Genomic DNA, 24,200 nt, shown 5'->3' with positions numbered 1-24,200 from the left:
TATGTTGCTACAGAGCCCCTAATGTTTCAACGAGTAGAAGATCTTTTCTGCCAGACCGTGAGATATACCCGGTACTTGCGCAATTTCTTCGACGCTGGCTTTCTGCAACCCCTGCAGACCGCCCATATATTTCAGCAGCATCTGTCGGCGTTTGGGTCCGACCCCCTCAATGGTTTCCAGCGTGCTGGTGCTTTTTACTTTTGCCCGTTTCTTACGGTGGCCAGTAATGGCGTGATCGTGCGACTCGTCGCGAATATGCTGAATCACATGCAGCGCGGGGGAATCCGGCGGCAGACTAAAGCCCTCGCCTTCCGGTTCAAAGAATAGCGTCTCCAGGCCCGCTTTACGATCGCTGCCTTTTGCCACGCCCAATAACAGAGGGTGACTTTTATCCCACGGCACGTCCAGCTCGGCAAAAACCGTCTTCGCCTGCCCAAGCTGGCCTTTACCGCCGTCGATCAGGATAACATCGGGAATTTTACTCTCTTCTATTGCCTTACCGTAGCGGCGACGCAGGACCTGATTCATCGCCGCGTAATCATCTCCCGGCGTGATACCGGTAATATTGTAACGGCGATACTCTGCGCGCAGCGGTCCGTTGCTATCAAAAACCACGCACGACGCCACCGTCTGTTCGCCCATGGTATGGCTGATGTCAAAGCATTCCATCCGATTGACGGCCGGAAGCTTGAGTAATGTCGCCAGCGCCCGCAAACGTTGCGTAATCGTTGAATGCTGGGAAAGCTTGGTGGTCAGCGCCGTCGCCGCGTTCGTGCGCGCCAGCTTCAGGTAACGGGCGCGATCGCCGCGGGGTTTGGTCTGTACGTTAACCCGGCGCCCGGCCAGCTCTGAGAGCGAATCCGCCAGCAGGGTTTTGTCACCCAGGTTAAAATCCAGCAGGATCTCGCCCGGCAGCGTCCGCATCTGGCTGCCCTGCAAATAGAACTGTCCGACAAAGGTTTCCACCACTTCACCGAGTTCGGTGCCATTCGGCACTTTGGGGAAATAGCTGCGGCTACCAAGGACTTTACCCTGGCGGATAAACAGCACGTGGACGCACGCCATGCCGGCATCAAACGAGACGCCGATAACATCCAGATCGTCACCGGTATTGGAGACGAACTGTTTCTCCGTTACCCGACGTACGGCCTGAATCTGGTCGCGGATCCGCGCTGCCTCTTCAAATTCCAGCGCCTGGCTGGCCTTTTCCATGCGGGCAATCAGCTGAGTCAGTACCTGATCGTCTTTGCCCGCCAGGAACAGGCGCACGTAGTCGACCTGCTGGGCATACTCTTCCTCGCTCACCAGTCCGGCAACGCACGGCCCCAGACAGCGGCCAATTTGATACTGCAGGCAAGGCCGCGAACGGTTGCGATAGACGCTGTTCTCACACTGGCGGATAGGGAAGATTTTTTGCAGCAGCGCTAACGTCTCGCGAACCGCGTAGCCGTTGGGGAACGGGCCAAAATATTCGCCTTTCGCATGCTTCGCCCCACGATGCGTCGCCAGGCGAGGATGCGTATCGCCGCTAAGGAAAATAAAGGGATAGGATTTATCATCGCGCAGCAGCACGTTGTAACGCGGCTGGTATAGTTTGATGTAGTTATGCTCAAGCAGCAGCGCTTCCGTTTCGGTGTGGGTCACGGTAACGTCAATCTGGGCGATAAGCGCCACCAGCGCTTCGGTTTTACGCGAAGCCAGGTTGCTGCGAAAATAGCTGCTCAGCCGCTTTTTCAGGTCTTTCGCTTTGCCTACATAGATAACAGTCCCGCCAGCGTCATACATACGATAGACGCCCGGCTGGCTGGTTACGGTTTTCAGGAAAGCTTTTGCATCAAAAACATCACTCACTGACTTGCTAACGACTCCGCATTGCACAGGCCATGGCGAATTGCCAGGTGCGTCAGCTCCACATCGCCGTGTATGTTCAGTTTACTGAACATACGATAGCGGTAGCTGTTCACCGTCTTGGGACTCAGATTCAACTGCTCTGAAATCTCGTTGACCTTCTGACCTTTAGTAATCATTAGCATAATCTGCAATTCTCGCTCAGACAAACTGGCAAACGGCGACTCCGCCTTCTCCGGTTCAATCTGGCTTAGCGCCATCTGCTGGGCGATATCAGAGGCGATATAACGCTGACCCGATGCCACGCAGCGAATCGCATTCACAACCTCCTGCGGCGCGGCGCCTTTACTGAGGTAGCCAGCAGCGCCGGCCTGCATGACTTTCGCCGGCAGCGGGTTTTCCGTATGCACGGTCAGCATTATCACTTTGGCATCAGCAACGGAACGGGCAATTTTTCGCGTAGCCTCAAGGCCGCCGATACCCGGCATGTTCATATCCATCAGGACTACATCAACGGGATTCGCGCGGCACCATTTCACGGCATCCTCACCGCAGCAGGCCTCGCCGGCAACTTTAATCCCTTTTATATCTTCCAGAATGCGTCGTATCCCTGCGCGCACCAGTTCGTGGTCATCAACAAGAAGGACGTTGATCAAAGGAATATTCTCCAGAATTAGGGATAACGCTACTGATAGCTTATCTCCCACATATTACCGGGTTTTAACCTAATTTTGAAAGCCAAAAAATGTGCTGGGAAAGATTTCTTACGCAATTATGGAAATTTGTCTGCACACCCGCTGGAAAGCCATACATAACATAGAGTTGTACAACAGTTATTTTTTAACATTCATCATACAGATTACGTAAAAACACAACACATTGCGTAGGCGATAAATATGTGCCTGAATATGTAACAATTATTAACACGAAAACGGGGCGTACGAAAAAATTAACACGCTTAGATCTCATGAATACGTATTATTCAGTCAATTAAATCATTCACCACTCGGATGAAAGAACAGAAATCAAGCACTCCTTTTTTTTCCTTTGCTTGTGGTATACTGCGCCGCCTTCACTTTTAGTCATGCGCAATTGCGCAGAAAGCAACCGAGGATATAGATGAGCACTCCAGATTTTTCCACTGCGGAAAATAACCAAGAACTGGCACAGGAAGTTTCGTGTCTGAAAGCAATGATAACGCTGATGCTGCAGGCCATGGGTCAGGCTGATGCAGGCCGCGTGATTATTAAAATGGAAAAGCAAATCGCGCAGATGGAAGATGAGGCTCAGGCTGCCGTATTCTCCAGCACCGTTAAGCAAATTAAGCAGGCATATCGTCAGTAATCAATTACCGGCTGAAGGTATTACTAACAGCCGGTCTTACGTCTGGCACGCAGAACAACACATGAGATCAAATTAGGCCCGTCGCTACGGCATAGCAGGCGATTTGGGTTTTGTTTGGCGCGTTGAATTTTCGTTGCATATTTTTCTGATGGAAATTGACGGTATTTTCTGAGATAGACAGAATCATTGCCACCTCAGCCGAGGTTTTCCCTTCCGCCGTCCATTTCAAAATCTCCAGTTCACGTCGACTAAATTTCATTTCCGGCGGCATAACCATCTCGTCCTCCAGGCGCAAAAGCGTCAGCAGGCTCAATTCGGTTAGCGTTCTTAAGCGCATCTCCAGCTCATCTTCCGCAAAGGGTCCCTGGCTATGGCTGGTTCCTGAAACGGATAAGAATCCCTGAGCATGGTTCGGTAGCGTCAGGCACTGCGTGACGCCCTTGCGTAATCCATGGTCGCGCGCGCCGTCCCATAATTCCGGTGTATCATGGAATAGCTTGTCGTTCCATGGCAGATGCCCACGAAGGAAATTCTCCTTGCGCAGCACCGGGTCGATCGCCAGATAATTCTCGGCTTGATAATGCGCCATCCAGGCCTGAGGATAGGTCGATTGCAGCGTCACCCTGGGCCGAGTAAAAGGCACGGGATGCCGTACGCAGAGTGCGAAGTAGTCATATTCCAGCCCTTTTGCTTCCTGCTGGAGAAGATGATAAACCCCCTCGCCTGCAGAAACGGACTGAAATTGTTGCAGCATTTCCCGCCGCCAGCTGAAAAAATCATTGTCCCTCATAACTAACCAAATAACTCCTGAGTGATAATCATTATTATAAATACATAAAACTAACACATAAACCCTGCTTATATGTATAAAAAATGGCAGCTACCGCATTTATTAGACTACGTCCGGCGAAAGTACCGGATACGTTAAAAAATTATGCCAATTGACGTGGCACAAAACCTTGACAGATGTATCGTCGTTGCTTATGACCACCATCCGGACATACTTTTTTTGCTGATAAACCGGTTATTCAGCGCTGCCCGGCCGCATCCGTCAGACAAGCCTGAGCGAATGCGGCCGGCGCGGGGCGATTACTGCATCAGGAATTTTTCGAGGAACTGGCGGGTACGCACGTGCTGAGGATTGGCAAACAGCGCTTTTGCTTCACCCTGTTCAACGATACGCCCCTGATCCATAAAAATAGCGCGGTCCGCCACGTCGCGGGCAAAGCTCATCTCATGGGTCACGATCACCATCGTGCGCCTCTCCTGCGCCAGCTGGCGAATGGTATTGAGTACCTCCCCTACCAGCTCAGGATCTAATGCCGACGTTGGCTCATCAAACAGAATGACATCCGGACGCATCGCCAGCGCGCGAGCAATCGCCACGCGCTGCTGCTGCCCGCCGGACAAACGACGCGGGTAGCTATTTTCTTTACCGGTAAGCCCAACTTTCGTCAGCAGTTCACGCGCCCGGGCGATGGACTCATTTTTATCCTCCCCTTTAACGATGACCGGCCCTTCGATAATGTTTTCCATCACCGTACGATGGGGGAAAAGATTAAAATTCTGAAACACAAAGCCCACGTGCTGACGCAGGCGGCGAATGGCCGTTTTTTGCTGGTTGATGCTGCGCCCGGCATCGATCGTCACGTCGCCTACGCGAATCGTGCCGCTTTCCGGCTGCTCCAGGAGATTAATACTGCGCAGCAGCGTCGTTTTCCCCGAACCGCTGGGACCGATAATCGCCACCACTTCCCCTTGTTGAACCTCAAGGTCGATACCATGAAGCACCGTCTGGCCATGGAATTTTTTCACCAGGTTTTTGACTTCAATCGCACTCATTTTGGATCTCGCTCCTGGCGGTTCAGCTGATTTTCAAAATAGTTTTGCAGCGTGGAAAGCACCGTTGCCATTACCCAGTAGATAAGCGAAGCGGCCAGGTACATGGTGAATACCTCCAGCGTCCGGGAGGTGATCAGCTGAGCCTGACGGAACAGTTCTGGCACCTGGATAGTTGCCGCCAGCGAGGTATCTTTCACCAGGCTGATAAAACTGTTGGAAAGCGGCGGTAACGCCACGCGCGCGGCCTGAGGAAGAATCGCGCGGCGCATAGCCTGCCAGCGCGTCATACCAATACTCGCCGCGGCCTCCCACTGCCCTTTATCAATGGAGGCAATCGCTGCGCGCAGCGTTTCCGCCGCGTAGGCCGCCGTGTTTAAAGACAGGCCGATCATCGCCGCGGGTATAGGATCCAGCTCAATGCCGAACTGCGGCAAGCCGTAATAGATCATAAACAGCTGCGCAATCAGCGGCGTTCCGCGAAAGATGGAGATGTACATCCGCGCCAGCCATTTAATCGGCCAGACGGGCGACATGCGCATCAGCGCCAGAATAAACCCCAGCACGAGGCCAAAAAACATGCCGCCGATGCTGAGCTGTAGCGTAAATACCGCGCCCTTCAGCAGAAAAGGCGCGGAATCAATAACCAGTTGGATACTCTCTTGCATTCTATGTGTTCTGCATTAGATATGAGGATGATAGGCGAACAGCGCAGGCGCGCCGCCGGTGTGAACAAACAGTATTGGGCCTTCATCCTTAAAGCGCTTCTGGCTGATACCATCAATCAATCCGGCCATCGCCTTCCCGGTATACACCGGATCCAGCAGGATACCTTCCAGCTGCGCCAGCAGCTTCACCGCCGCCATCCCTTCGTCGTTCGGTATTCCGTAACCCGGCGCAAAGTACTCATCCCACAGCTGAATACCGGCCTTTGCCTCCAGTTCCAGACTATTTGCCACCGCCTGCTGCAGCGCAGCCACTTTTGGCAGCTGGTCAGCCACGCTGCGCGATACGGTCACGCCGATAAGCTCGGCATTGGGCATCAGCTGCTCCAGTCCCACGGCGAGGCCGGCATGCGTACCGGCGCTGCCGGAGGCGACGACCACGGAGGAGAGCTCGACCGCCCCTTCGCACTGCTGGGCAATTTCCAGCGCGCTCTCCACATAGCCCAGCGCGCCCAGCGCGTTCGAACCGCCAACCGGAATCACGTACGGACGATAGCCCTGAGCTTCAATGCGGGTCGCCAGCGCTTCCAGCTGAGCATTAGGATCGGTCAGCGCGTCGCACATTTCGACCTGAGTATTAAACAGGTCAAGCAGCAGGCGGTTACCGTTGGTCAGGTAGTTCTCAGCCCGGGTACCCATTGGATTCTCCAGTAGCGCCACGCAGTGCAGGCCCAGCTTAGCCGCCACCGCCGCCGTCTGGCGCACATGGTTGGACTGGATAGCTCCGGCGGTAATCAGGGTATCCGCCCCTTCTCGCAGCGCTTCGGCAGCCAGAAATTCAAGCTTACGTAGCTTGTTGCCCCCCATCGCAAGCGGGGTCACATCATCGCGCTTGATAAAAATTTCGCGGCCAAGGTAATCGGACAAGCGCGGCAGATATTCCAGCGGCGTCGGCGCGCCAATCAGTTCCAGACGCGGGAATAGGGTTAAATTTTGCAGTGACATAAGACCTCCTGACTGAATTATCCTTGATTATGCACGCTGTGACGCGCGAAATAAAAAAAGGCGCTATCAGGAGCGCCTTTTTTCACCGCTGGCCGTTACTTCGTGACGTCAGCGCCAAACCATTTTTCCGACAGCGCCTTCAGGCTGCCGTCTTTTTGCATATCCGCAATGGCGCCATCAACCGCTTTCAGCAGGTCTTCATTACCTTTGCGCAGCGCAACGCCGGATTCCTGGCGAGAGAAGGCTTCACCGGTGACGGCAAGGGTGTTACCGGTTTTCTTCACCAGATCCAACGCTGCCAGACGGTCAACCAGGATAGCGTCAATTCGCCCTACGCGCAGATCCTGGTATTTCGTCGGGTCATCATCATAAGTCCGAATGTCGACGCCCTGTACGTTCTGGCGCAGCCACTCTTCGTAGTTGGTCCCCAGGCCGACGCCAACTTTCTTACCTTTCAGGTCGGCTGCGGTTTTAATCACGCCTTCGTTACCTTTTTTCACCAGCGCCTGGATCCCGGAAACGGTGTACGGCGTCGAGAAGTCATATTTTTGCTTACGCTGATCGGAAATAGTGACCTGGTTTATCACCACATCGATACGTTTAGAGTCCAGCGAAGCCAGCATGCCGTCCCATTTCGTGGGTTTAAGGTCAGCCTTCACGCCCAGATGTTTCGCCAGTTCATTAGCAAAATCCACCTCGAAGCCGGTCAGCTTACCGTCATCTCCCTGATAGCTGAATGGCGGATATGTCCCTTCCAGACCCACGCGTAGCGTGCCGCGTTCTTTAACCTGATTAAGCAGATTTTCAGCAGCAAAAGTTTTTACGCTGACGCCGGTCATTAATACGACGGCCATTGCGCCCATCAGCGCCTGACGACCCAGAAGTGTTAATTTCATAGATACCCCTAACAGAGTGATATTTTGCTGTAGTGTAAGGTGTTTAACCTTAGTCACCAACATCGATACGCTACATCTTATTCCAAATTATTATATATGATGCCTTTTAGGGCATAGTGAAAACGTATCGAAAACATCTCCATTTTGCTGGATATCTCTCATACTTCAATGGTCAGCTTGATGACGTATGGAGCATGGAAGATGAAAAACCCCACGTTACTGCAGTGCTTTCACTGGTACTACCCCACCGGCGGCGAATTATGGCGTGAAGTCGAAGCCCTGGCGCCAAACCTCAACGAAATCGGCATTAACATGATTTGGTTGCCTCCTGCCTACAAAGGCGCCTCCGGCGGCTACTCTGTCGGTTATGATTGCTACGATCTGTTTGACCTCGGCGAATTCGACCAGAAGGGGTCTGTCGCCACGAAATATGGCGATAAAACCCAGCTACTGGCCGCCATATCCGCCCTGCGCCAGCACGATATCGCCGTACTCCTTGACGTCGTGGTCAACCATAAAATGGGCGCGGATGAAAAAGAGCCGGTACGTATTCAGCGTGTTGATCAAAACGACCGCACGCAAATCGCCGAGGAGATTGTGGAATGTGAAGCCTGGACGCGCTACACCTTCCCGGTACGCGCCGGCAAATACTCTGAATTCATCTGGGATTATAAGTGCTTTAGCGGCATCGACCATATTGAGAATCCTGATGAAGATGGCGTGTTTAAAATCGTCAACGACTATACCGGCGAAGGATGGAACGATCAGGTTGATGATGAAATGGGTAACTTCGACTACCTGATGGGTGAAAATATCGATTTTCGCAATCGAGCGGTGACAGAGGAGATTAAGTACTGGGCCCGCTGGGTGATGGAACAAACCGGCTGCGATGGCTTCCGCCTCGATGCGGTTAAACATATCCCCGCCTGGTTTTATAAAGAGTGGATCGACCACGTCCAGGAGGTGGCGACAAAGCCGCTGTTTATTGTGGCGGAATACTGGTCGCATGAAGTCGATAAGCTCCAGCAGTATATCGACATGGTTGACGGTAAGACGATGCTCTTTGACGCGCCGCTGCAGATGAAATTCCATGAAGCCTCGCGGCAGGGACGCGACTATGACATGAGCCAGATTTTTAGCGGTACGCTGGTGGAAGCCGACCCGTTCCACGCCGTAACCCTGGTGACCAACCATGATACCCAACCGCTGCAGGCGCTGGAGGCGCCGGTTGAGGCCTGGTTCAAACCGCTGGCTTATGCGCTCATTTTGTTACGTGAAAACGGCGTTCCGTCCGTCTTTTATGCCGACCTGTTCGGCGCCAGCTACGAAGATACCGGCGACGACGGCGAGACCTACGCCGTTGAGATGCCGGTTATCGAGCAGTTACACGAACTGATCGATGCCCGTCAGCGTTTTGCTCACGGCGTACAAACGCTGTGGTTCGATCATCCGAACTGTATCGCTTTCAGCCGCAGCGGCACCGAAGAGGATCCGGGCTGCGTGGTGGTGCTTTCCAACGGTGACGACGGAGAAAAAACGCTTCCTCTGGGGGAAAACTACCGTAATAAACGCTGGCGCGATTTTCTCGGCAACCGCGAGGAAGTGATTGAAACCGACGATGAAGGAAACGGGGTTTTTACCTGTAACGGCGGCAGCGTCAGCGTCTGGGTCATCGAAGAGGTGCTATAAAATACAGAGAAACGCCGCGGGCTGAGAAGGGTTTCAGCCCGCAAAAAGCTTATTGCCCGCTTTTATCAGCCGAGGCCTTTTTCCATGCCTGTTCACACTCCGGGGTAAGACGATCCACCCGCTTGAGCGTCATCCGGTCGTAGCTCAGGGTATCGCCTTCGCGCTCAATCGGATAAACATCCAACGCGGAGGTGACGTTATAAACCGCATCATCACGCTTCATTAATTTACCCGGCAGGATGATAACCCGCTGCCACTGGCGACAGTCAAGGGTATTGCCCTCTTTGGTGACGATCAGGCTCGCAATCGCATCCGGGCTCATCATTTCACTCTGCGGGCCGGCCGATTGCCAGTACCCTTCCAGCCCAGCCGGCGCTGGCGCTTTAACCACCTCGCTGTAGCTATCAACCTGAACACACCCGGCCAGAGCCAGCAGAGCGCCAGCAAACACTATCTTTTTCATCATCCATCCCACAAACCGATAAAAAAACATTGTGGCATTAAAGCGTTAAGCTCGCCACCCTTCGCGATTCGGCAACAGCGCAGCAGGGCGAACGTCGGGCTCACCCAATATGGTAAAAAATAGCCTTCGAATGTTAAGTTATTCTAACCCATCGAATAAAACCTATAAATCAGCCGATGTTATTTTAACCATTCAATATAAGGATAATCCTATTTTAAAAAGCCGCTAAAATGGCAAACTTATATATGACGGGTATTTATTGTTTTTATTTCCTCCACATAGCGATTTGTAGCCTTTACTTTGAGAATATTCCTGGCAAATTATGGGGCTTATTACGGAATAGTTCAGGCTGCCTAATGGTTCCGCGGCAGCAGTCGTTTTTTATTGCTAACAAAATGGACTTCATCGCGCTTGTCAGCGAGGAATAAATTATCGTTACGTGTTGATTGAGGATGGGTCATGTCAACGATTATCATGGATTTGTGCAGCTTCACCCGGCTGGGATTAACCGGGTACCTGACGGGCAGAGGGGTAAGGAAGCGCGATATCACTGAAGTACACAGTGCGCAGAGCCTGAAGGCTCTCTGCGAGACTAGCCGCCCTACGGTGGTATTTATCAACGAAGACTGCTTTATTCATCATGAAGAGAGCAACCAGCTTATCCGGCAAATCATTAGCCAGTATCCTGCGACGCTATTTGTTATCTTTATGTCGCTGGCGAATATACATTTCGATCACTACCTGCTGGTGCGCAAAAACTTACTTATCTGCTCTAAATCACTAACCGAAAAAGACCTGGACGACATCCTTGCCATCCGCCTGAAATATGAAAACTATCGTCCCACCCGGATTAATATCCCCACGCTGTCCTTAAGCCAGACCGAATCAAATATGCTGCAGATGTGGATGGCCGGGCACGGAACCTCGCACATATCAGCGCAGATGAACATTAAGGCCAAAACCGTCTCATCGCATAAGGGCAATATTAAAAAGAAAATTCATACCCACAACAAACAGGTGATTTATCATATCGTACGACTGGCTGAAAACATCACCTCCGGAATTCACGTCAACCTGCGTTGAAAGACGCTGGCGGCCGCTGCCGCCAGTTCACTTGAGGCAAATCACTCGTCCCGCTCAACGAAAATACCGTCGGGATGACCGTTCTCATTAAAAAACCAGATCCCGAGCGGGTAATCTTCCAGCGAAACCAGATACATTACGCCTTCGCTAAACGACTCTATCGCCAGTACAACACCCGATCGACGTGGGCCACCATCGGTCTTCACCGTGACACGATCGTTTACCTGCATAACTCATCTCCTCTATTTTTGAGCCAGTGTAGAACAAAACTGCCGATCGCGCAGTGTCCTGCCCGGTAACTGCTGTTTTTGTAGACCGACTATACTTAAATAGCCCTGTCTGAGTTAAGCGAGGTACCCGCAATGAAAACCGCCAAAGAAAATCAAGGCGCAGGAAGCGTAGACGTTGACGCCCTGCTGGCGGCGATTAATGAAATCAGCGAAAGTGAAGTTCAGCGTACGCAAGACGATCCCCACCACGTCAGTATTGATGGCCGGGGTTACCACACCTGGCGCGAGCTGGCTGAGGCCTTTGAGCTCGATATCCATGATTTCAGCATCACAGAAGCCAACCGCTGAATTCTGAGCGAAAAAAATCCCGACTCGCAGGAGTCGGGATGAAGCTTGCTAATGCAAGAAGCACTTGAAAATTCGTTACACCAGGATATCCGATGCGCTACAAACATTACCCTCAATTATTTTGCATGACAACAAACATTCATGAAGCAAATTATTGAAAAACGTGGCTTAGTTTCCCCTTCACGCTGGCAACGCTCGCCAGGCAAGGACTGCAGACATTTGTTCTTCCACGAACGTCCGATCGCCGCCAAACGTTTTTTAAGAATAATCTCACTAAAATAACCGTAGTGGATGATTTCAATTCAATTTATTTACATCAGGAATTAATTTTACCCTTCGGCGCAGACCCGATCGCGTCCGTTTTGCTTGGCCAGATACAGGCGATGATCGGCAACAGACTGCAAATTTTCAAAGTTATACTCACCCGAATCCTCGCTACAGCTCACCCCAAACGAAGCGGTAATACGCAAAGACGTGCTGTTACCCAGCAAAATTTCGCGGCTATTGATCCGGATACGGATCCGTTCAGCAATCGCCTTCGCTTCTTTTAACGCGGTATTCGGCAGCACAATACAAAACTCCTCCCCGCCAACTCTCCCCGCAAGATCGCCTTGCCGAATATGGCTGGCGATAGTACTGGCCACCAGCGACAGCACGCGATCGCCCGCGTGATGGCCGTACAGGTCGTTAACGCTTTTGAAATAATCCAGATCGAGCTGAATCACCGCAACGGGCCGCTTTAAACGCTCGCTCAGGCGAGTTTCTGCAGTGGCGCGTTCAAACAGCGCGCCGCGGTTTAATAGGCGGGTTAACGCATCGTGCCAGGCCTGCCACTCCAGGGAGGTCTGCAGCACGCTCATATTGCGCACCATTCGGCGGATCACCAGCCAGGAGATCATCAACATCAGCGTGAACATGAGCCACATCAGCATTAAAGCAATGGTGATGCTGCCAAAGTCACCGCGGACGCCTTCCCGGATCGTATGGATACGGATCAGTACCCCATCAAAATTACGTAAGTTTTCCCAGCTGATATAACGCGTGACCAGGCGAATCCCCCCCTGATTCTCATGAGAAGACGCGCGGCTCAGCATCTCCTGTTCCCGCGGCGACAGCAGCGTCAGTACGTTGCCCGGCGCGGAAGAGGCAATCAAATTGAGCTGATTATCGTAAAGCTGGTACTCGCCCTCTTCGCCCGTTTTAATCGCATTGACCAGAAACGTTTTCATCTCTTGTACCGAGAAATCCATTGCCAGTACGCCGAGCCAATAGCGCTGGAAATCAAGCGGAATAGACGCCGTCACCACCTGCATTTCGCGCTGCGACGCCTCATCGGGAAAGGTTTGCCACACGATGCCGCGAGCAGGATTATTCCTCTGCGTTTGCCGGGTAAACCAGGGGGCGCTTGTCGCCCGCGAATACAGCGCCAGCGCCTGTGTCGCATTCTTCAGCGGCTCGGTGGTGGTAAAAAAGCCATTGCGCGACACGTACAGCATGCGTTTCGCAAAACCACGGTTGTTATTAGCCAGACGCAGCATATAGCCCAGCTCAAGAGTGGCCATGAGTTCATTGCCGGAAAAGGAATTATCGCGAGAGAGAAGCGCGTCGCCGTCGACAAACGCATCGGCAACGCCATAGACCGGCAGCGTCCGCCGGTTATGAATCTCAACGGACCAGAGGGGATCATGCCGCTTTTTTAAATAATCCTCTTCCGCCTTGCGCAATACGACAAAATCCAGCGGCGTTCCCAGCGCCGATTGCATCCCGTTACGAAAAAAAATCATTCTGTCGATATTAAACTGCAGCAGGCTGTCGAACTCATGGGAAACGTTTTCAAGATTATTGCGCTGGTTTGCGACGTAGGCTTCTTCAAGGACCTTGATCTCACGCCATATCAATAACGTGGAAAAGCAGAAGACGATAAAAAAACAGAGGTTAACCACATATCCTGGGCTTAAAATCTGGCGCAATTTTTTCACCCACATCAGCTTATCCATCGTTTTCTCGCAGCACGGTTAAAGAAGCAAACGTCATCCACGCTCCCTGTTCGTAAAACAACCATTAATATGAAAGCGCCCGACGAATGCCGGGCGCTGATAACGGGTCAGGAGCGGTTCAGCTTCCCTCCCCCTCCGCGAATAAGTTCATCTTCACGAAACGCCTCGCGCTTAACGCCGTAACCGTCATACCAGCGACATTCAACCATGCCGTTGGCGAACCCGGTAACGACCATTCGGGGGCCACCGCTTTTACGCCTGACTTCATCACTGACCAACAAGACCATTTTTGCCTCCGGTATCAGGAAGAAACAGATTTAACATAGACGAAGCTGAACCACTTTGCATGACCAGGAGCACATTTACTTTGCCGGACGACGCAGAGCGGCAATCGCTTTCACTCCAGCCAGCACGATGGCGCCAATGATGAATCCCAGCACCAGGTTGGCGCCCGTGGGCAGCAGCGAGGCAATGACCCCATTCTGCCCATGGGCCAGATTTTCAATAGCGTGGTGCAGCGGCGCAATACCGTGGACTACAATACCGCCGCCCACCAGGAACATCGCCAGAGTGCCAACAATGGACAACACTTTCATCAGACGGGGCGCGATCGCCAACAACGCCTTGCCTGTCCACTGCGCCAGCGAGCTGGTTTTCTCCACCAGCCAGTAGCCCATATCATCCAGCTTGACGATGATCCCCACCAGACCGTAGACCCCCACCGTCACCAGAAGCGCGATGCCGGATAAAATCAGGATCTGATTCAACAACGGCGCTTCCGCCACAATCCCAAGCGTGATGGCGACAATTTCAGCCGACAGAATAAAATCGGTGCGTATCGCCCCTTTCACTTTATCCCGTTCAAAAGCCATAGGGTCCTGGTTCGCCAGGGCCTCAAGCCGCCGCTGGCGAACCTGCGGATCCTCCTTGTGTTTGCGCGCCTGCAGGCTGTGCAGCACCTTCTCGACGCCTTCAAAGCACAGAAACGCGCCCCCCAGCATCAGCAGCGGCGTAATCGCCCACGGAATAAAAGCGCTGATCAACAACGCCAGCGGCACCAGGATGACTTTATTGATCAATGAGCCTTTGGCTACGCCCCAGACTACCGGCAGTTCGCGGTTGGCCCGCACGCCGGTGACCTGTTGAGCATTAAGCGAGAGATCGTCTCCCAATACGCCTGCCGTTTTTTTTGCTGCCAGTTTCCCCATGACCGAAATATCATCGAGCAACGTGGCAATATCATCCAATAAGGTTAATAGACTACTTCCCGCCAAAATTGCATTCCTTCATTTATGATTGTTCCTCCTGAAGTATGAAGCAAAAGCGCTTTTTCGCCCACCGGTGTCCATAGTCAACAAAAATTTAACCATAGCAGGCGAATTAAAGCACTCGCCAGCACGATAGTTTTCACGTTTACTATACGTCCCCTTTCTATCTCTGCACCGTCGTGAGGAAGTATGTCTACCCGTCAGCTGTTACCGCTCATCGGGGCGCTGTTTGCGCTGTATATCATCTGGGGTTCCACCTATTTCGCTATCGCCGTCGGCGTCGCCAGCTGGCCTCCGCTGATGATGGCTGGCGTGCGTTTTCTTTCCGCGGGCGCGGTGCTGACCGCCTGGCTGCTGGCAACCGGTCATAAGCTCCCTGCGCGAAAGCCGCTGCTTAACGCGGCGCTGATTGGTGTGCTGCTGCTGGCGGTAGGTAATGGCTTTGTGACGCTCGCCGAACATCAGCACGTGCCTTCAGGCATTGCGGCGGTCATGGTCGCGACGGTGCCGCTGTTCACCCTGTGTTTTAGCCGCTTTTTTGGTATTGCGACCCGTAAGCTTGAGTGGTTGGGTATCGCTATTGGCCTCGCGGGGATCGTACTGCTCAACAGCGGCGGCAACCTGAACGGTAATCCCTGGGGCGCGCTGCTGATACTTATCGGTTCAATGAGCTGGGCTTTTGGTTCCGTCTACGGCTCGCGAATCGAGCTTCCAACGGGGATGATGGCGGGCGCCATTGAGATGCTGGCGGCTGGCGTCGTGCTGATGATTGCCTCCACGCTAACCGGAGAAAAATTAACCCAGATGCCGTCGTGGTCCGGTATTTTTGCCGTCGCCTATCTGGCTATCTTCGGTTCGCTTATCGCCATTAACGCGTATATGTATTTGATTCGTAACGTAACACCGGCGGTAGCGACCAGCTATGCCTACGTAAACCCGGTGGTCGCCGTACTGCTGGGAACCGGTTTTGCCGGAGAAAGCTTATCTGCCGTAGAGTGGCTGGCGCTCGGGATCATCATCTTCGCGGTCGTTCTGGTGACGCTAGGCAAATACCTGCTCCCGGCGCGTCGTGAAATTACATCCTGTAGGGCGGAGAAGTAACGTCCAGCAAACCTATGCCCTGAGTATCGATCTGCGCGCACTGACCGCCGCCGCAGATCCACTCTTCCAGCCGTTCGCCCAGCGCGTCGTCATTGAGTTTCTTTCGCCCGCGCAGCGCGCACTCCCAGACCACCAGCACCCGCCATCCCTGCTCCGCCAGTCGCCCGATATCCCGGCGATCGCGCGCCACGTTTTTGGCTATTTTATCCAGCCAGAACGCGGTTCTTGTGGCGGGAACCTTGAACAGATAGCAATCATGATGATGCCAGAAGCAGCCGTGGGTAAAGATAACGCACTGATAGTCCGCCACGACAAAATCCGGGCGGCCGGGCAGCGCGGCATCCTGTACGGTAAAAGAGAATCCGGCGCCCGCCAGTAGCCCAGCCAGCCGTTTCTCTATTGCCGTATCGCGGGTGCCTATCGCGCGCATGTTTTTACTGCGGGTGGCTTTATCGTGAACGTCGGCCATGGTTAATCTCTTGCTCACGCCTGGCAACCGCTTGTGCAATACGCGGCGCCAGCAGCTTCGCCACCGCCGCAAATACCGGCACGACGACGGAATTGCCAAACTGGCGATAGGCCTGGGTATCCGAGACCGGAATACGGAAGCGATATCCCTGCGGCGTCTCAAAACCCATAAGCCTCGCGCACTCGCGGGGCGTCAGCCTGCGCGGACGACGAAGCTGGTTTTCAGGGTCATCAAAATGCTTTTCGCCCAGAGGCCGATCCCAGCCCCGGTCAATGAGGATTTCCGCGCCATCTTTGTAATAGCGGGCAGAGAGCGTTCGCGCCACGCTGTGCGGATTCGTTGGGTCGACGAGCCCGTAGCCAAAACCGTTCCCCCGCTCCTGGTGCTTACGCGCGTAGCGATAGAGATACTTCCACAGCACCCTGGTGAGAATAAATTTGTCGTCAACCGCGGGCTCCAGCAGCTCGCCAAAGGTCGGCCGGCGAGTGGGATAGAGAGTGGCGATATCGCGCAGGGTAAATCCCTCATGCAGCTGGAGATCGCGCCGGAAACCCACCAGCACAATACGCTCCCGGTGCTGGGGTAAAAAATAACGCCCGTCGATGACTTTAGGGTCATCCGCCCCGGTATGCGCCGCGTCGGCAACCTCGTACCCCAGCTCATCCAGCGTCTGCATAATGATACGAAACGTCCGCCCCCGATCGTGACTCTTCAGGTTTTTGACGTTCTCCAGAACAAAAATCGGCGGCTGACGGGCGGCGATAATCCTGACCACGTCAAAAAACAGCGTTCCCTGCGTTTCGCAGGCAAAGCCGTGAGCGCGACCAAGGGCATTCTTCTTCGACACGCCGGCGAGAGAAAACGGCTGGCAGGGGAAGCCGGCCAGTAAAACGTCATGCTGCGGGATAGTCTGGCGTATATGCTGCGCGGCTTCTTCCTCGCTCACCTCAGGGAGATGGCTCAAAGTCACATCGCGGATATCTTCATTGAAACGATGCTGCTCAGGATCGCAGTACCAGTTGGCTTTATAGGTGCGCACCGCATGTTTATTCCATTCGCTGGTAAACACGCATTGCCCGCCAATCGCTTCAAAACCGTGGCGAATACCGCCGATACCGGCAAACAGATCGACGAAGCGGAACCCATAATGCGGATGATGCGCCGGCGGCTCCGGCAGGAGCGTGCGCAGGTGGGCCTGCTCCTGGCGGGTGATACGACCTGCCGCGCGCGCTACCGTCGCAACGCGCTTGAGGATAGCCGGGCTCCAGTGCTGCTCGCCGACGGCAATTAACTGCGCGACCACCGTTTTGACATCGTATATCGCCATTAGCTGACGCAATAGCGCCTGCGCGTCTTCTCCGGTATGTTCAACCTTCAAAGACGGGGGATTTTCCTTGGATAAATTTTGCGCCATAACCTCAACCAGCCCGACTATTTTTGCAGAGGTTACCATAAATAGCGCGGCCAGTTTTATGCTAGTGGATCAAAGCGCTGCAAAACCTCAGCATCAAGCGCCATCGGCTCTCCGCGAAGCTCTGCGCTCAGCTTGGCCATAAACTGCACCAGAAAACGCGCATTGTGCACCGCCATTGCCCTGCCCTTTTCTGTCTGCATCGTTTTCGGTAAACGCAGCAGCTTGCACTGGAAGTGATCCAGCGCATACGTTTTGTCATCCAATTCCCGCCGGTCAGCAAAGGGATCGCGGGCATCAAACAAGCTATTGTTCAGCGCGCCGGACACCGCAAATACGCGCGCCAGCCCTATCGCCCCCAGCGCCTCAAGGCGATCGGCATCCTGGACGATTTTCGCTTCTTCGCTTTGCGGAGCAATTGCCGCGCTAAAACTGTGGGCTTCAATCGCGTGTAAAACCGCCGCGTAGCGTTCCGGGGGGAAATCAGGAAAAGCGGACTGAAGGATAGCCAGCGTTTTTTCCGCAGCCATCGCAGAAGAGCGGCTTCGCTCAGGATGGTTTTTCGCCAGGCTGACAATGTCATGAAAGTAGCAGGCAGTGAGGATCACCAGGCGGTCGGCAGCGGTCTCTTCGGCCAACTGCTGCGCGGTAGCCCATACCCGGCGGAAGTGTGAAATATCGTGAGCAGCATCCTCTTGCCCGTGATGTTGGCTTAGCCAGGCTTCAAATCGTTGCTGCCAGTGATAAAGGTCCATGCGCGTTCCTTTGATATAAGGCCAGCAACGAGCATAGCAATTTTAATCGTGATGTTCATACATCTGCGGATTAGGACGCGTGTACCAGGCGATCGCCCCGAGAAGGGTCCCGACAATACCCAACACAAGAAAACCCAGCAGCGCGCCAATCCATTTTCCTGCCGTTGAGCCGAGCTCGCCGTCAATCGTCGCTCCGGGCACGCTTTCAATCTTCCCGACAACCCACCAGTAACGCGCCATCGCCCACAGGAAATAGCCGCAAAAGGCGTAAAATGCCCACAGCGCCAGTTTCCCGCCAGGACTTCTTTTCGCTTTATCTTCCATTCATTTGTTCTCCATCTACTTCACAACCCCTATCACCCACCGGTAAAAATGTGATATCGGTCACATTATATAGCGAAAACGCCTGCAAAACAGCAGATCCCTCTCTCACGGGTTCGATTTTGCGCCCTGGTCGGGAGCACGACCCTATCGCCTGCTACATATAGTCAATGAATTCATTTCGTTTTTAAATAATACAAATTAATGAATATAACTGAATTTCTGAGACTATATTTACCCCCACCCTCCCTGCCTCAAATATCATATTTGCTTGCTCGCTCTTCGTTTTATCCTTACAAAAAAGCGGCGGCAATCAGAGATTGAGAAATAAACATATAATATATAAATACAATCTAACAATACATAGAGCACATGAAGCTTATGGACAACAAAAATCATACAAAACCAATCATAACTCAATGTTATTAAAAGACATAAATACAATAAATAAATTTTCAAACATCAATACAATTTAAATATAATGAATAGAACGGAAACATTTTGTAATATTAGATATAATTTACTTACATTTTTAATTTAAAGAAAAATGAACTTCGTCGTTATTATTTAATAGTCACCCCGGAAGGAATGACACAATTCATATTAATTATAATCAAAAGGGAATGTATAATGAAAAGAAAAGTACTGGCAATTCTGGTTCCAGCTTTATTAGTTGCTGGCGCGGCTAATGCAGCAGAAATCTATAATAAGAACGGCAACAAACTGGATTTCTACGGCAAAATGGTTGGCGAACACATCATGACCCATGATGGCGGCAACAACAACTCTGACGATACCTCCTATGCGCGTTTCGGCGTCAAAGGCGAGACCCAGATTAGCACTGAACTGACCGGCTATGGCCAGTTTGAATACAACATCAAAGCGGACAAACCGGAAGGTCAGCAGGGCAGCGCTACTCGTTTAGCATTCGCCGGTCTGAAATTCAGCGACTACGGTTCATTCGATTATGGTCGTAACTACGGCGTGGTTTATGACGCGGCTGGTTACACTGATATGCTCGTTGAGTGGGGTGGTGACGGTCTGGTTTACACCGATAACTTCATGACCGGCCTTACCAACGGCGTAGCAACCTACCGTAACACCGACTTCTTCGGCATGGTGGATGGCCTGAACTTTGCTCTGCAGTATCAGGGTAAAAACAACGATACCACCGCGAAAAAATCAAACGGCGACGGTTTTGGTTTCTCCGTTAACTACAACTTTGACGGCTTCGGTTTCGTTGGCGCCTACAGCAACTCTGACCGTACTGATGAACAAGCTGCGGACCGCAGAGGCGAAAAAGCTGAAGTCTGGAACCTGGCGGCTAAATACGATGCAAATAGTCTGTATGCATCAGTCATGTACGGTGAATCCCGTAACATGACTCCGCTGGAGAAAACGACTTTTGGCAGCTTTGCCAATCACACCCAGAACATCGAAGCCGTTGTTCAGTATCAGTTTGATTTTGGCCTGCGTCCATCCCTGGGCTATGTCTACGCGAAAGGTAAAGACCTGGGCGCCAAAGAAGACACTAATGCGGATATCATGAACTACGTTGAATTGGGTGCATGGTACTATTTCAACAAAAACTTCAACGTTTACACCGCATACAAATTCAATCTGATCGATGATGAAGACGCGGCGGTAAGTGGCGCAGCCACCGACGATCAGTTCGCCGTGGGTATCACCTACCAGTTCTAAGACTGCCTGGTTAATCTAAAGCCCGCCTCGTGCGGGTTTTTTCGTTTTTACCAACGACTCCTCATCCTTGCATCGCGAATATCGCTACACGGCAGAAAGATGAGGCGTTGCGATCTATTAACGATTGCTCCGCAGTAAATCAGGAAGATGATAATTGTAGCCCCTTCGAGGCGTGATATCCTTTGTGACGGGAGACGTTGGAAGAAAATTACGTCATCATGCAAATGATATAATTAACAATAAAAAACAAAAAACTCACAATATTTTCACTCCCCGCCCTCAGCCCTATCCGGGAGATTTAAACTGTTTTTTCTTCTTGAGCGCAGCAACGTCCGCGCATAAATACCGTAACAGTAGACAAGTTAATACCGCAGCTCTGCCTGGTATGACTGCACCAGAGCTCACGCCTCCGATTGCTTTCCGGCTTTTATATCGCCGCCATTCGGCATTATCATATCCATACAAGCTCGGCCAGAGAAACGTAAAACAATACCCGCCGAGGAATATGTCCACGGTAATAAAAACCCGGGTTGACACCGACCACGAGTTGGCGTCAAATACTTATATTCCAGGGGCTCATTGCTTATATCGACCGTGCATTCAGTCTCTTAACCGCCCTTTTCAAAATTGATGTAAATCAATAAATGATTAATTATACCTTGAAAAAAAATATATCCAGAGAAGCGGTCAGGTACATTATCGTTGGCCTGGCAAATACAGCCATTACGGCAGTTGTTATATTTGGCCTGATGCATGTCGGCGTGGGAGTCTACCTTTCAAATGCAACAGGTTATGTCGCTGGCATTATTTTCAGTTTTGTTATGAATGCGAAGTTCACTTTCTCAACGACATTGAGTCCCCTGAGATTTATCAAATTCGTATCCACATGCGCTTTTTGTTACATTTTAAATTTAATAGCAATGAAAGTTTTTTTCATTGTCATACCTAATGCTATTTATAAAGCGCAAGTTGTAGGCATGGTGATTTACACAACAGCTGGTTTTATTCTAAACAAATACTGGTCAATGAAATGAAAGAAATTAATATAAACCACACGAGGAGCAAAATACCTTCGTTAGCAATCGTTGTTCCTTGTTATAATGAAAAAGAGGCCTTTCCATACTGCCTGGAGGGGCTTACCACGGTATTACAAAACCTCCTTGCAAAAGAAAAAATCGCTCGAAATAGTTATATCCTCTTTGTCGATGATGGCAGTAAAGACAACACCTGGGAACAAATTAAATCCACATCACAGGAAAAGTCATTCGTCCGCGGTCTGAAATTATCAAGGAACCGGGGCCATCAGATCGCCCTGCTGGCGGGGTTGGCAAACGCGGATACGGACGTTACCGTAAGTATTGATGCAGACTTACAGGATGATATAGGTTGCATTGAGAAAATGATCGACAAATATCATGAAGGGTTTGAGATTGTTTATGGCGTACGCGACAACAGGAGTAGTGACTCAGTATTCAAAAGGGCAACAGCCAATAAATTTTATTCTCTGATGTCAGGGCTGGGTGTCAATCAGGTTCCTAACCATGCGGACTTCCGGCTTCTTAGCCGTACAGCGTTGACAGCATTAAAAGATTTTAAAGAACAAAATTTATATTTAAGGGGCTAATTCCGCTGTTGGGTTATAAGTCCAGCAGCGTTTATTATAGCAGAGATGAAAGGGTTGCAGGCGAATCAAAATACCCCTTAAAAAAGATGGTAGCACTGGCGTTAGAAGGAATAACGTCTCTGACAATTACCCCATTACGTATGATCGCCGCCGCTGGGGTTGCCACATGCCTTCTATCTTCACTAGCTGCAATCTATGCCTTCATTGAGAAGCTCCTGGGAAATACCGTTGCGGGTTGGACATCTGTAATGATTGCGATTTTCTTCCTTGGCGGTGTCCAGATGCTTTCTTTGGGGATAATTGGCGAATACGTTGGGAAAATATATATGGAATCCAAAAATCGGCCCAAATATTTTATCGAAGAGGTAGCAAAACACGAAATGAGAGGCGAGCAATGAACACTGAGGACGAACGGATGACGTCTTACACTAAAAAAATTATTGCAATGCTTTACCTCGCGGCAATTTTCTTAGTTTATAGCCCAACGATTATATTTAGTTACGCATTTTCAGATGACTGGTCGACACTTTCCGATGTTTTTTCAGGGAAGGGTTCTCCGTTTCAATGGGATATGCAATCCGGCAGACCCTTGTATGCCGTTGCCAGACGACTTGCCTTTACGCTAGTTCACAATCTCGATGACCTTGCCTATCTTAGATTTTTTACCGTAATATCGGCATTTGTTTTTTGCTTTTTCCTTTTTTCATTTATAGAAAAAAGAAACATATTCGAGCGTAAGATAACAACAATCGCATTCCCTTTACTAATATGCCTGACGCCCGCAGTACAGGTTTATAATTCCTGGGCGACATGTTTCCCTTTTGTACTCTCCATACTCCTTGCCGGAATAAGTTATGCGACATTAAAACCCATCAATAAGAAAACGACAATTATAAGATTTGCAGCATCCGTCATTATTTTATGGTTTGCATTTGCCATATATCAACCAACGGCGATGGCATTTTTATTTTTCGTCATGCTTGATAACTGTCTGAAAAAAGACAAACCATTTTCCATCAACATTGTTCTAATCAGTGGCGCAGTTTTATTTATCGGCATGCTTGGTAGCCTGCTGTTTTCAAAATTTGTACCTGTATGGTTATATGGCAGCTCAATTGCACGTGCCGAGTTAACTAATAATCCACTTGAGAAATTACGATGGTTTATAAAAGAACCGTTGATTAACGCTATCAACAACTTTAATATAACTCCAGGCACCTTTTTCACAACGCTCTCATTAATAATTTGCGCAATAGGTTTACTTTCAATAATAAAAGGCAAATCAGGCCCGATTAAGGTTCTCATGTTTATTATCATGGGGATTGGCGCCTACTCTCCAAACTTATTAGTCAAGGAAAACTGGGCTGCATATAGGTCACTGATAGCACTGGAATTCTTCACATGCGCTCTTATTATTATTGGGTTAGATGCCTTGACAAGCAAACTCAACATAGCAAAAAAAGCGCTACCCATATTGACGGTATTCGCGATGATCGCTGCATCATACAATATCTTTAATGGTTTCATTATCCCACAAAAATCGGAGTTAAACGCATTAGCCAGCGCGCTTTCCTACAAGGTGGGGAAAACATTTACAGGGGATGTTCTTTTTGACATTCAAGATCCTGCCTATAACGCCTTTACTAAAACACAACGTTATGACGAGTTTGGCAATATTTCCCTTGCGGCTCCCTGGGCTATCAAGGGGATGGCGGAGCAAATCTTAATTAGCAAGTCAATGCATTTCAGGCTTCCCGATAATGTTATTCTGACGGCAAAGGAGCAATGCGCCACTGATTGCATCATTATAAAAACGGGCGATGCGATGAGGAGTTCAACCTCCAACTACTGAAACTTTTCGCCACCACGCATACCTGTATATGATCCCGCGCCAGATCCGCGCGGGATAGTTTTTATCCCGGCAGCTCGGGCCTGGGTCATAAGTCTCTCTATCACCTCACAGCGCTCGACAGTCAACCATGCTTCCAGTGCTTTTCTGAGTTCGCTTCTTTTCATCCATCATCCCTTCTCTTGAGGATATCCTTACAGAATCCGAGTGTAGCAAGGGCAGTTAACTGCTTTGTTATCTGTGATACAAGACGGGCTAAGCTATTGTAAAGAGTGTGAGCTTGTGAACTAAAGA

General features: G+C 51.0%; 24 protein-coding genes and 1 pseudogene. 9 read left to right on the top strand and 16 right to left on the bottom strand.

All coding sequences use genetic code 11. The annotated features are described in order from the left end of the window. Positions 1 to 18: 18 nt before the first annotated feature. The gene (uvrC, locus tag F8562_RS17380; RefSeq protein WP_004852196.1) at positions 19 to 1,851 is read right to left on the bottom strand and encodes an excinuclease ABC subunit UvrC; all 1,833 of its coding nucleotides are present in this window, start codon (positions 1,849 to 1,851) and stop codon (positions 19 to 21) included. After that, on the bottom strand, positions 1,848 to 2,504 hold the full coding sequence (gene uvrY / locus F8562_RS17375) for a UvrY/SirA/GacA family response regulator transcription factor (protein WP_004122102.1): 657 nt from the start codon (positions 2,502 to 2,504) through the stop codon (positions 1,848 to 1,850). The genes uvrC and uvrY overlap by 4 nt, the downstream gene beginning before the upstream one ends. 463 nt (positions 2,505 to 2,967) lie before the next feature. On the opposite strand from uvrY, the gene F8562_RS17370 reads away from it, so the two are divergent. Beyond that, on the top strand, positions 2,968 to 3,192 hold the full coding sequence (locus tag F8562_RS17370; protein ID WP_004122104.1) for a DUF2594 family protein: 225 nt from the start codon (positions 2,968 to 2,970) through the stop codon (positions 3,190 to 3,192). Between the two features lie 67 nt (positions 3,193 to 3,259). Here the strand turns inward: F8562_RS17370 and sdiA are convergent, their stop codons facing one another. The 5 genes from sdiA to tcyJ form a co-directional block, all read right to left on the bottom strand. Continuing rightward, on the bottom strand, positions 3,260 to 3,982 hold the full coding sequence (gene sdiA / locus F8562_RS17365) for a transcriptional regulator SdiA (RefSeq protein ID WP_014229875.1): 723 nt from the start codon (positions 3,980 to 3,982) through the stop codon (positions 3,260 to 3,262). Positions 3,983 to 4,281: 299 nt separating this feature from the next. Next, positions 4,282 to 5,034: an L-cystine ABC transporter ATP-binding protein TcyN gene (gene tcyN, locus F8562_RS17360; protein ID WP_014838848.1), complete on the bottom strand. Its 753-nt coding sequence runs from the start codon at positions 5,032 to 5,034 to the stop codon at positions 4,282 to 4,284. Continuing rightward, the gene (gene tcyL / locus F8562_RS17355) at positions 5,031 to 5,699 is read right to left on the bottom strand and encodes a cystine ABC transporter permease (protein ID WP_004103458.1); all 669 of its coding nucleotides are present in this window, start codon (positions 5,697 to 5,699) and stop codon (positions 5,031 to 5,033) included. Before tcyL ends, tcyN begins: the two co-directional genes overlap by 4 nt. Positions 5,700 to 5,714: 15 nt before the next feature. Further along, on the bottom strand, positions 5,715 to 6,701 hold the full coding sequence (gene dcyD, locus F8562_RS17350; protein ID WP_014838849.1) for a D-cysteine desulfhydrase: 987 nt from the start codon (positions 6,699 to 6,701) through the stop codon (positions 5,715 to 5,717). A 95-nt stretch (positions 6,702 to 6,796) separates the two neighbouring features. After that, on the bottom strand, positions 6,797 to 7,597 hold the full coding sequence (gene tcyJ / locus F8562_RS17345; protein ID WP_032750417.1) for a cystine ABC transporter substrate-binding protein: 801 nt from the start codon (positions 7,595 to 7,597) through the stop codon (positions 6,797 to 6,799). 201 nt (positions 7,598 to 7,798) lie between these two features. Between tcyJ and amyA the strand changes: the two genes are divergently transcribed. Beyond that, positions 7,799 to 9,286, top strand: a complete 1,488-nt coding sequence (amyA, locus tag F8562_RS17340; RefSeq protein WP_014229878.1) for an alpha-amylase — start codon at positions 7,799 to 7,801, stop codon at positions 9,284 to 9,286. Positions 9,287 to 9,335: 49 nt separating this feature from the next. Here the strand turns inward: amyA and yedD are convergent, their stop codons facing one another. Next, the gene (yedD, locus tag F8562_RS17335; RefSeq protein ID WP_014838851.1) at positions 9,336 to 9,752 is read right to left on the bottom strand and encodes a lipoprotein YedD; all 417 of its coding nucleotides are present in this window, start codon (positions 9,750 to 9,752) and stop codon (positions 9,336 to 9,338) included. A gap of 456 nt (positions 9,753 to 10,208) precedes the next feature. On the opposite strand from yedD, the gene rcsA reads away from it, so the two are divergent. Beyond that, complete coding sequence (gene rcsA / locus F8562_RS17330; RefSeq protein WP_014229880.1) at positions 10,209 to 10,832, top strand: transcriptional regulator RcsA; 624 nt, start codon at positions 10,209 to 10,211, stop codon at positions 10,830 to 10,832. Positions 10,833 to 10,873: 41 nt separating this feature from the next. Here the strand turns inward: rcsA and dsrB are convergent, their stop codons facing one another. Then, positions 10,874 to 11,062, bottom strand: a complete 189-nt coding sequence (gene dsrB, locus F8562_RS17325; protein WP_004136599.1) for a protein DsrB — start codon at positions 11,060 to 11,062, stop codon at positions 10,874 to 10,876. A 132-nt stretch (positions 11,063 to 11,194) separates the two neighbouring features. On the opposite strand from dsrB, the gene yodD reads away from it, so the two are divergent. After that, on the top strand, positions 11,195 to 11,410 hold the full coding sequence (gene yodD, locus F8562_RS17320; RefSeq protein WP_014229881.1) for a YodD family peroxide/acid resistance protein: 216 nt from the start codon (positions 11,195 to 11,197) through the stop codon (positions 11,408 to 11,410). A 329-nt stretch (positions 11,411 to 11,739) separates the two neighbouring features. Here yodD and dgcQ read toward each other — a convergent pair whose 3' ends face one another. The 3 genes from dgcQ to F8562_RS17305 form a co-directional block, all read right to left on the bottom strand. Further along, on the bottom strand, positions 11,740 to 13,407 hold the full coding sequence (gene dgcQ, locus F8562_RS17315) for a cellulose biosynthesis regulator diguanylate cyclase DgcQ (protein ID WP_014838854.1): 1,668 nt from the start codon (positions 13,405 to 13,407) through the stop codon (positions 11,740 to 11,742). A 107-nt stretch (positions 13,408 to 13,514) separates the two neighbouring features. Continuing rightward, positions 13,515 to 13,694, bottom strand: coding sequence for a YodC family protein (locus F8562_RS17310; RefSeq protein ID WP_025106102.1), 180 nt, complete (start codon positions 13,692 to 13,694; stop codon positions 13,515 to 13,517). A gap of 75 nt (positions 13,695 to 13,769) precedes the next feature. After that, positions 13,770 to 14,681 (bottom strand): DUF808 domain-containing protein, encoded by a 912-nt coding sequence (locus F8562_RS17305; protein WP_004852222.1) that lies wholly within the window; start codon positions 14,679 to 14,681, stop codon positions 13,770 to 13,772. Between the two features lie 183 nt (positions 14,682 to 14,864). Between F8562_RS17305 and yedA the strand changes: the two genes are divergently transcribed. Next, on the top strand, positions 14,865 to 15,776 hold the full coding sequence (gene yedA, locus F8562_RS17300) for a drug/metabolite exporter YedA (RefSeq protein ID WP_014229885.1): 912 nt from the start codon (positions 14,865 to 14,867) through the stop codon (positions 15,774 to 15,776). On the opposite strand, the gene F8562_RS17295 is transcribed toward yedA, so the two are convergent. The 4 genes from F8562_RS17295 to drpB are packed head-to-tail and all read right to left on the bottom strand — an operon-like array spanning position 15,751 to position 18,735. Continuing rightward, positions 15,751 to 16,245, bottom strand: a complete 495-nt coding sequence (locus F8562_RS17295) for a very short patch repair endonuclease (protein ID WP_014229886.1) — start codon at positions 16,243 to 16,245, stop codon at positions 15,751 to 15,753. The genes yedA and F8562_RS17295 overlap by 26 nt on opposite strands. Continuing rightward, on the bottom strand, positions 16,226 to 17,659 hold the full coding sequence (locus tag F8562_RS17290; protein WP_042934379.1) for a DNA cytosine methyltransferase: 1,434 nt from the start codon (positions 17,657 to 17,659) through the stop codon (positions 16,226 to 16,228). The genes F8562_RS17295 and F8562_RS17290 overlap by 20 nt, the downstream gene beginning before the upstream one ends. 56 nt (positions 17,660 to 17,715) lie before the next feature. Continuing rightward, a complete protein-coding gene (locus F8562_RS17285) occupies positions 17,716 to 18,411 on the bottom strand; it encodes a phosphohydrolase (RefSeq protein WP_014229888.1) in 696 nt (231 codons plus the stop codon). 42 nt (positions 18,412 to 18,453) lie between these two features. After that, complete coding sequence (gene drpB / locus F8562_RS17280; protein ID WP_004852229.1) at positions 18,454 to 18,735, bottom strand: cell division protein DrpB; 282 nt, start codon at positions 18,733 to 18,735, stop codon at positions 18,454 to 18,456. Between the two features lie 627 nt (positions 18,736 to 19,362). Here drpB and F8562_RS17275 point away from each other — a divergent pair. The 4 genes and pseudogenes from F8562_RS17275 to F8562_RS17260 all read left to right on the top strand — a co-directional run bounded on the left by F8562_RS17275 (position 19,363) and on the right by F8562_RS17260 (position 23,909). Next, positions 19,363 to 20,433: a porin gene (locus F8562_RS17275; RefSeq protein ID WP_151891928.1), complete on the top strand. Its 1,071-nt coding sequence runs from the start codon at positions 19,363 to 19,365 to the stop codon at positions 20,431 to 20,433. A gap of 644 nt (positions 20,434 to 21,077) precedes the next feature. Continuing rightward, a complete protein-coding gene (locus F8562_RS17270; protein WP_089046374.1) occupies positions 21,078 to 21,467 on the top strand; it encodes a GtrA family protein in 390 nt (129 codons plus the stop codon). After that, a pseudogene (locus tag F8562_RS17265) lies at positions 21,464 to 22,455 on the top strand (glycosyltransferase family 2 protein). Before F8562_RS17270 ends, F8562_RS17265 begins: the two are co-directional and overlap by 4 nt. Next, positions 22,452 to 23,909, top strand: coding sequence for a glucosyltransferase domain-containing protein (locus F8562_RS17260; RefSeq protein WP_014838856.1), 1,458 nt, complete (start codon positions 22,452 to 22,454; stop codon positions 23,907 to 23,909). The pseudogene F8562_RS17265 and the gene F8562_RS17260 overlap by 4 nt, the downstream one beginning before the upstream one ends. Positions 23,910 to 24,200 lie beyond the last annotated feature (291 nt).

The sequence above is a fragment of the Klebsiella sp. RCJ4 genome (assembly GCF_009025755.1).
GTDB lineage: Bacteria > Pseudomonadota > Gammaproteobacteria > Enterobacterales > Enterobacteriaceae > Klebsiella > Klebsiella michiganensis.
The sequence above is the reverse complement of the archived record's forward strand: the minus strand, read 5'-3'. Positions and strand labels throughout refer to the sequence as shown.

What these genes read in the sequence shown, in the direction of transcription:
- F8562_RS17370 (WP_004122104.1), top strand. Translation starts at nt 2,968, where the DNA reads ATGAGCACTCCAGATTTTTCCACTGCGGAAAATAACCAAGAACTGGCA.
- sdiA (WP_014229875.1), bottom strand. Translation starts at nt 3,982, where the DNA reads ATGAGGGACAATGATTTTTTCAGCTGGCGGCGGGAAATGCTGCAACAA.
- tcyN (WP_014838848.1), bottom strand. Translation starts at nt 5,034, where the DNA reads ATGAGTGCGATTGAAGTCAAAAACCTGGTGAAAAAATTCCATGGCCAG.
- tcyL (WP_004103458.1), bottom strand. Translation starts at nt 5,699, where the DNA reads ATGCAAGAGAGTATCCAACTGGTTATTGATTCCGCGCCTTTTCTGCTG.
- dcyD (WP_014838849.1), bottom strand. Translation starts at nt 6,701, where the DNA reads ATGTCACTGCAAAATTTAACCCTATTCCCGCGTCTGGAACTGATTGGC.
- tcyJ (WP_032750417.1), bottom strand. Translation starts at nt 7,597, where the DNA reads ATGAAATTAACACTTCTGGGTCGTCAGGCGCTGATGGGCGCAATGGCC.
- amyA (WP_014229878.1), top strand. Translation starts at nt 7,799, where the DNA reads ATGAAAAACCCCACGTTACTGCAGTGCTTTCACTGGTACTACCCCACC.
- yedD (WP_014838851.1), bottom strand. Translation starts at nt 9,752, where the DNA reads ATGATGAAAAAGATAGTGTTTGCTGGCGCTCTGCTGGCTCTGGCCGGG.
- rcsA (WP_014229880.1), top strand. Translation starts at nt 10,209, where the DNA reads ATGTCAACGATTATCATGGATTTGTGCAGCTTCACCCGGCTGGGATTA.
- dsrB (WP_004136599.1), bottom strand. Translation starts at nt 11,062, where the DNA reads ATGCAGGTAAACGATCGTGTCACGGTGAAGACCGATGGTGGCCCACGT.
- yodD (WP_014229881.1), top strand. Translation starts at nt 11,195, where the DNA reads ATGAAAACCGCCAAAGAAAATCAAGGCGCAGGAAGCGTAGACGTTGAC.
- dgcQ (WP_014838854.1), bottom strand. Translation starts at nt 13,407, where the DNA reads ATGGATAAGCTGATGTGGGTGAAAAAATTGCGCCAGATTTTAAGCCCA.
- F8562_RS17310 (WP_025106102.1), bottom strand. Translation starts at nt 13,694, where the DNA reads ATGGTCTTGTTGGTCAGTGATGAAGTCAGGCGTAAAAGCGGTGGCCCC.
- yedA (WP_014229885.1), top strand. Translation starts at nt 14,865, where the DNA reads ATGTCTACCCGTCAGCTGTTACCGCTCATCGGGGCGCTGTTTGCGCTG.
- F8562_RS17295 (WP_014229886.1), bottom strand. Translation starts at nt 16,245, where the DNA reads ATGGCCGACGTTCACGATAAAGCCACCCGCAGTAAAAACATGCGCGCG.
- F8562_RS17290 (WP_042934379.1), bottom strand. Translation starts at nt 17,659, where the DNA reads ATGGCGCAAAATTTATCCAAGGAAAATCCCCCGTCTTTGAAGGTTGAA.
- F8562_RS17285 (WP_014229888.1), bottom strand. Translation starts at nt 18,411, where the DNA reads ATGGACCTTTATCACTGGCAGCAACGATTTGAAGCCTGGCTAAGCCAA.
- drpB (WP_004852229.1), bottom strand. Translation starts at nt 18,735, where the DNA reads ATGGAAGATAAAGCGAAAAGAAGTCCTGGCGGGAAACTGGCGCTGTGG.
- F8562_RS17275 (WP_151891928.1), top strand. Translation starts at nt 19,363, where the DNA reads ATGAAAAGAAAAGTACTGGCAATTCTGGTTCCAGCTTTATTAGTTGCT.
- F8562_RS17270 (WP_089046374.1), top strand. Translation starts at nt 21,078, where the DNA reads ATGATTAATTATACCTTGAAAAAAAATATATCCAGAGAAGCGGTCAGG.
- F8562_RS17260 (WP_014838856.1), top strand. Translation starts at nt 22,452, where the DNA reads ATGAACACTGAGGACGAACGGATGACGTCTTACACTAAAAAAATTATT.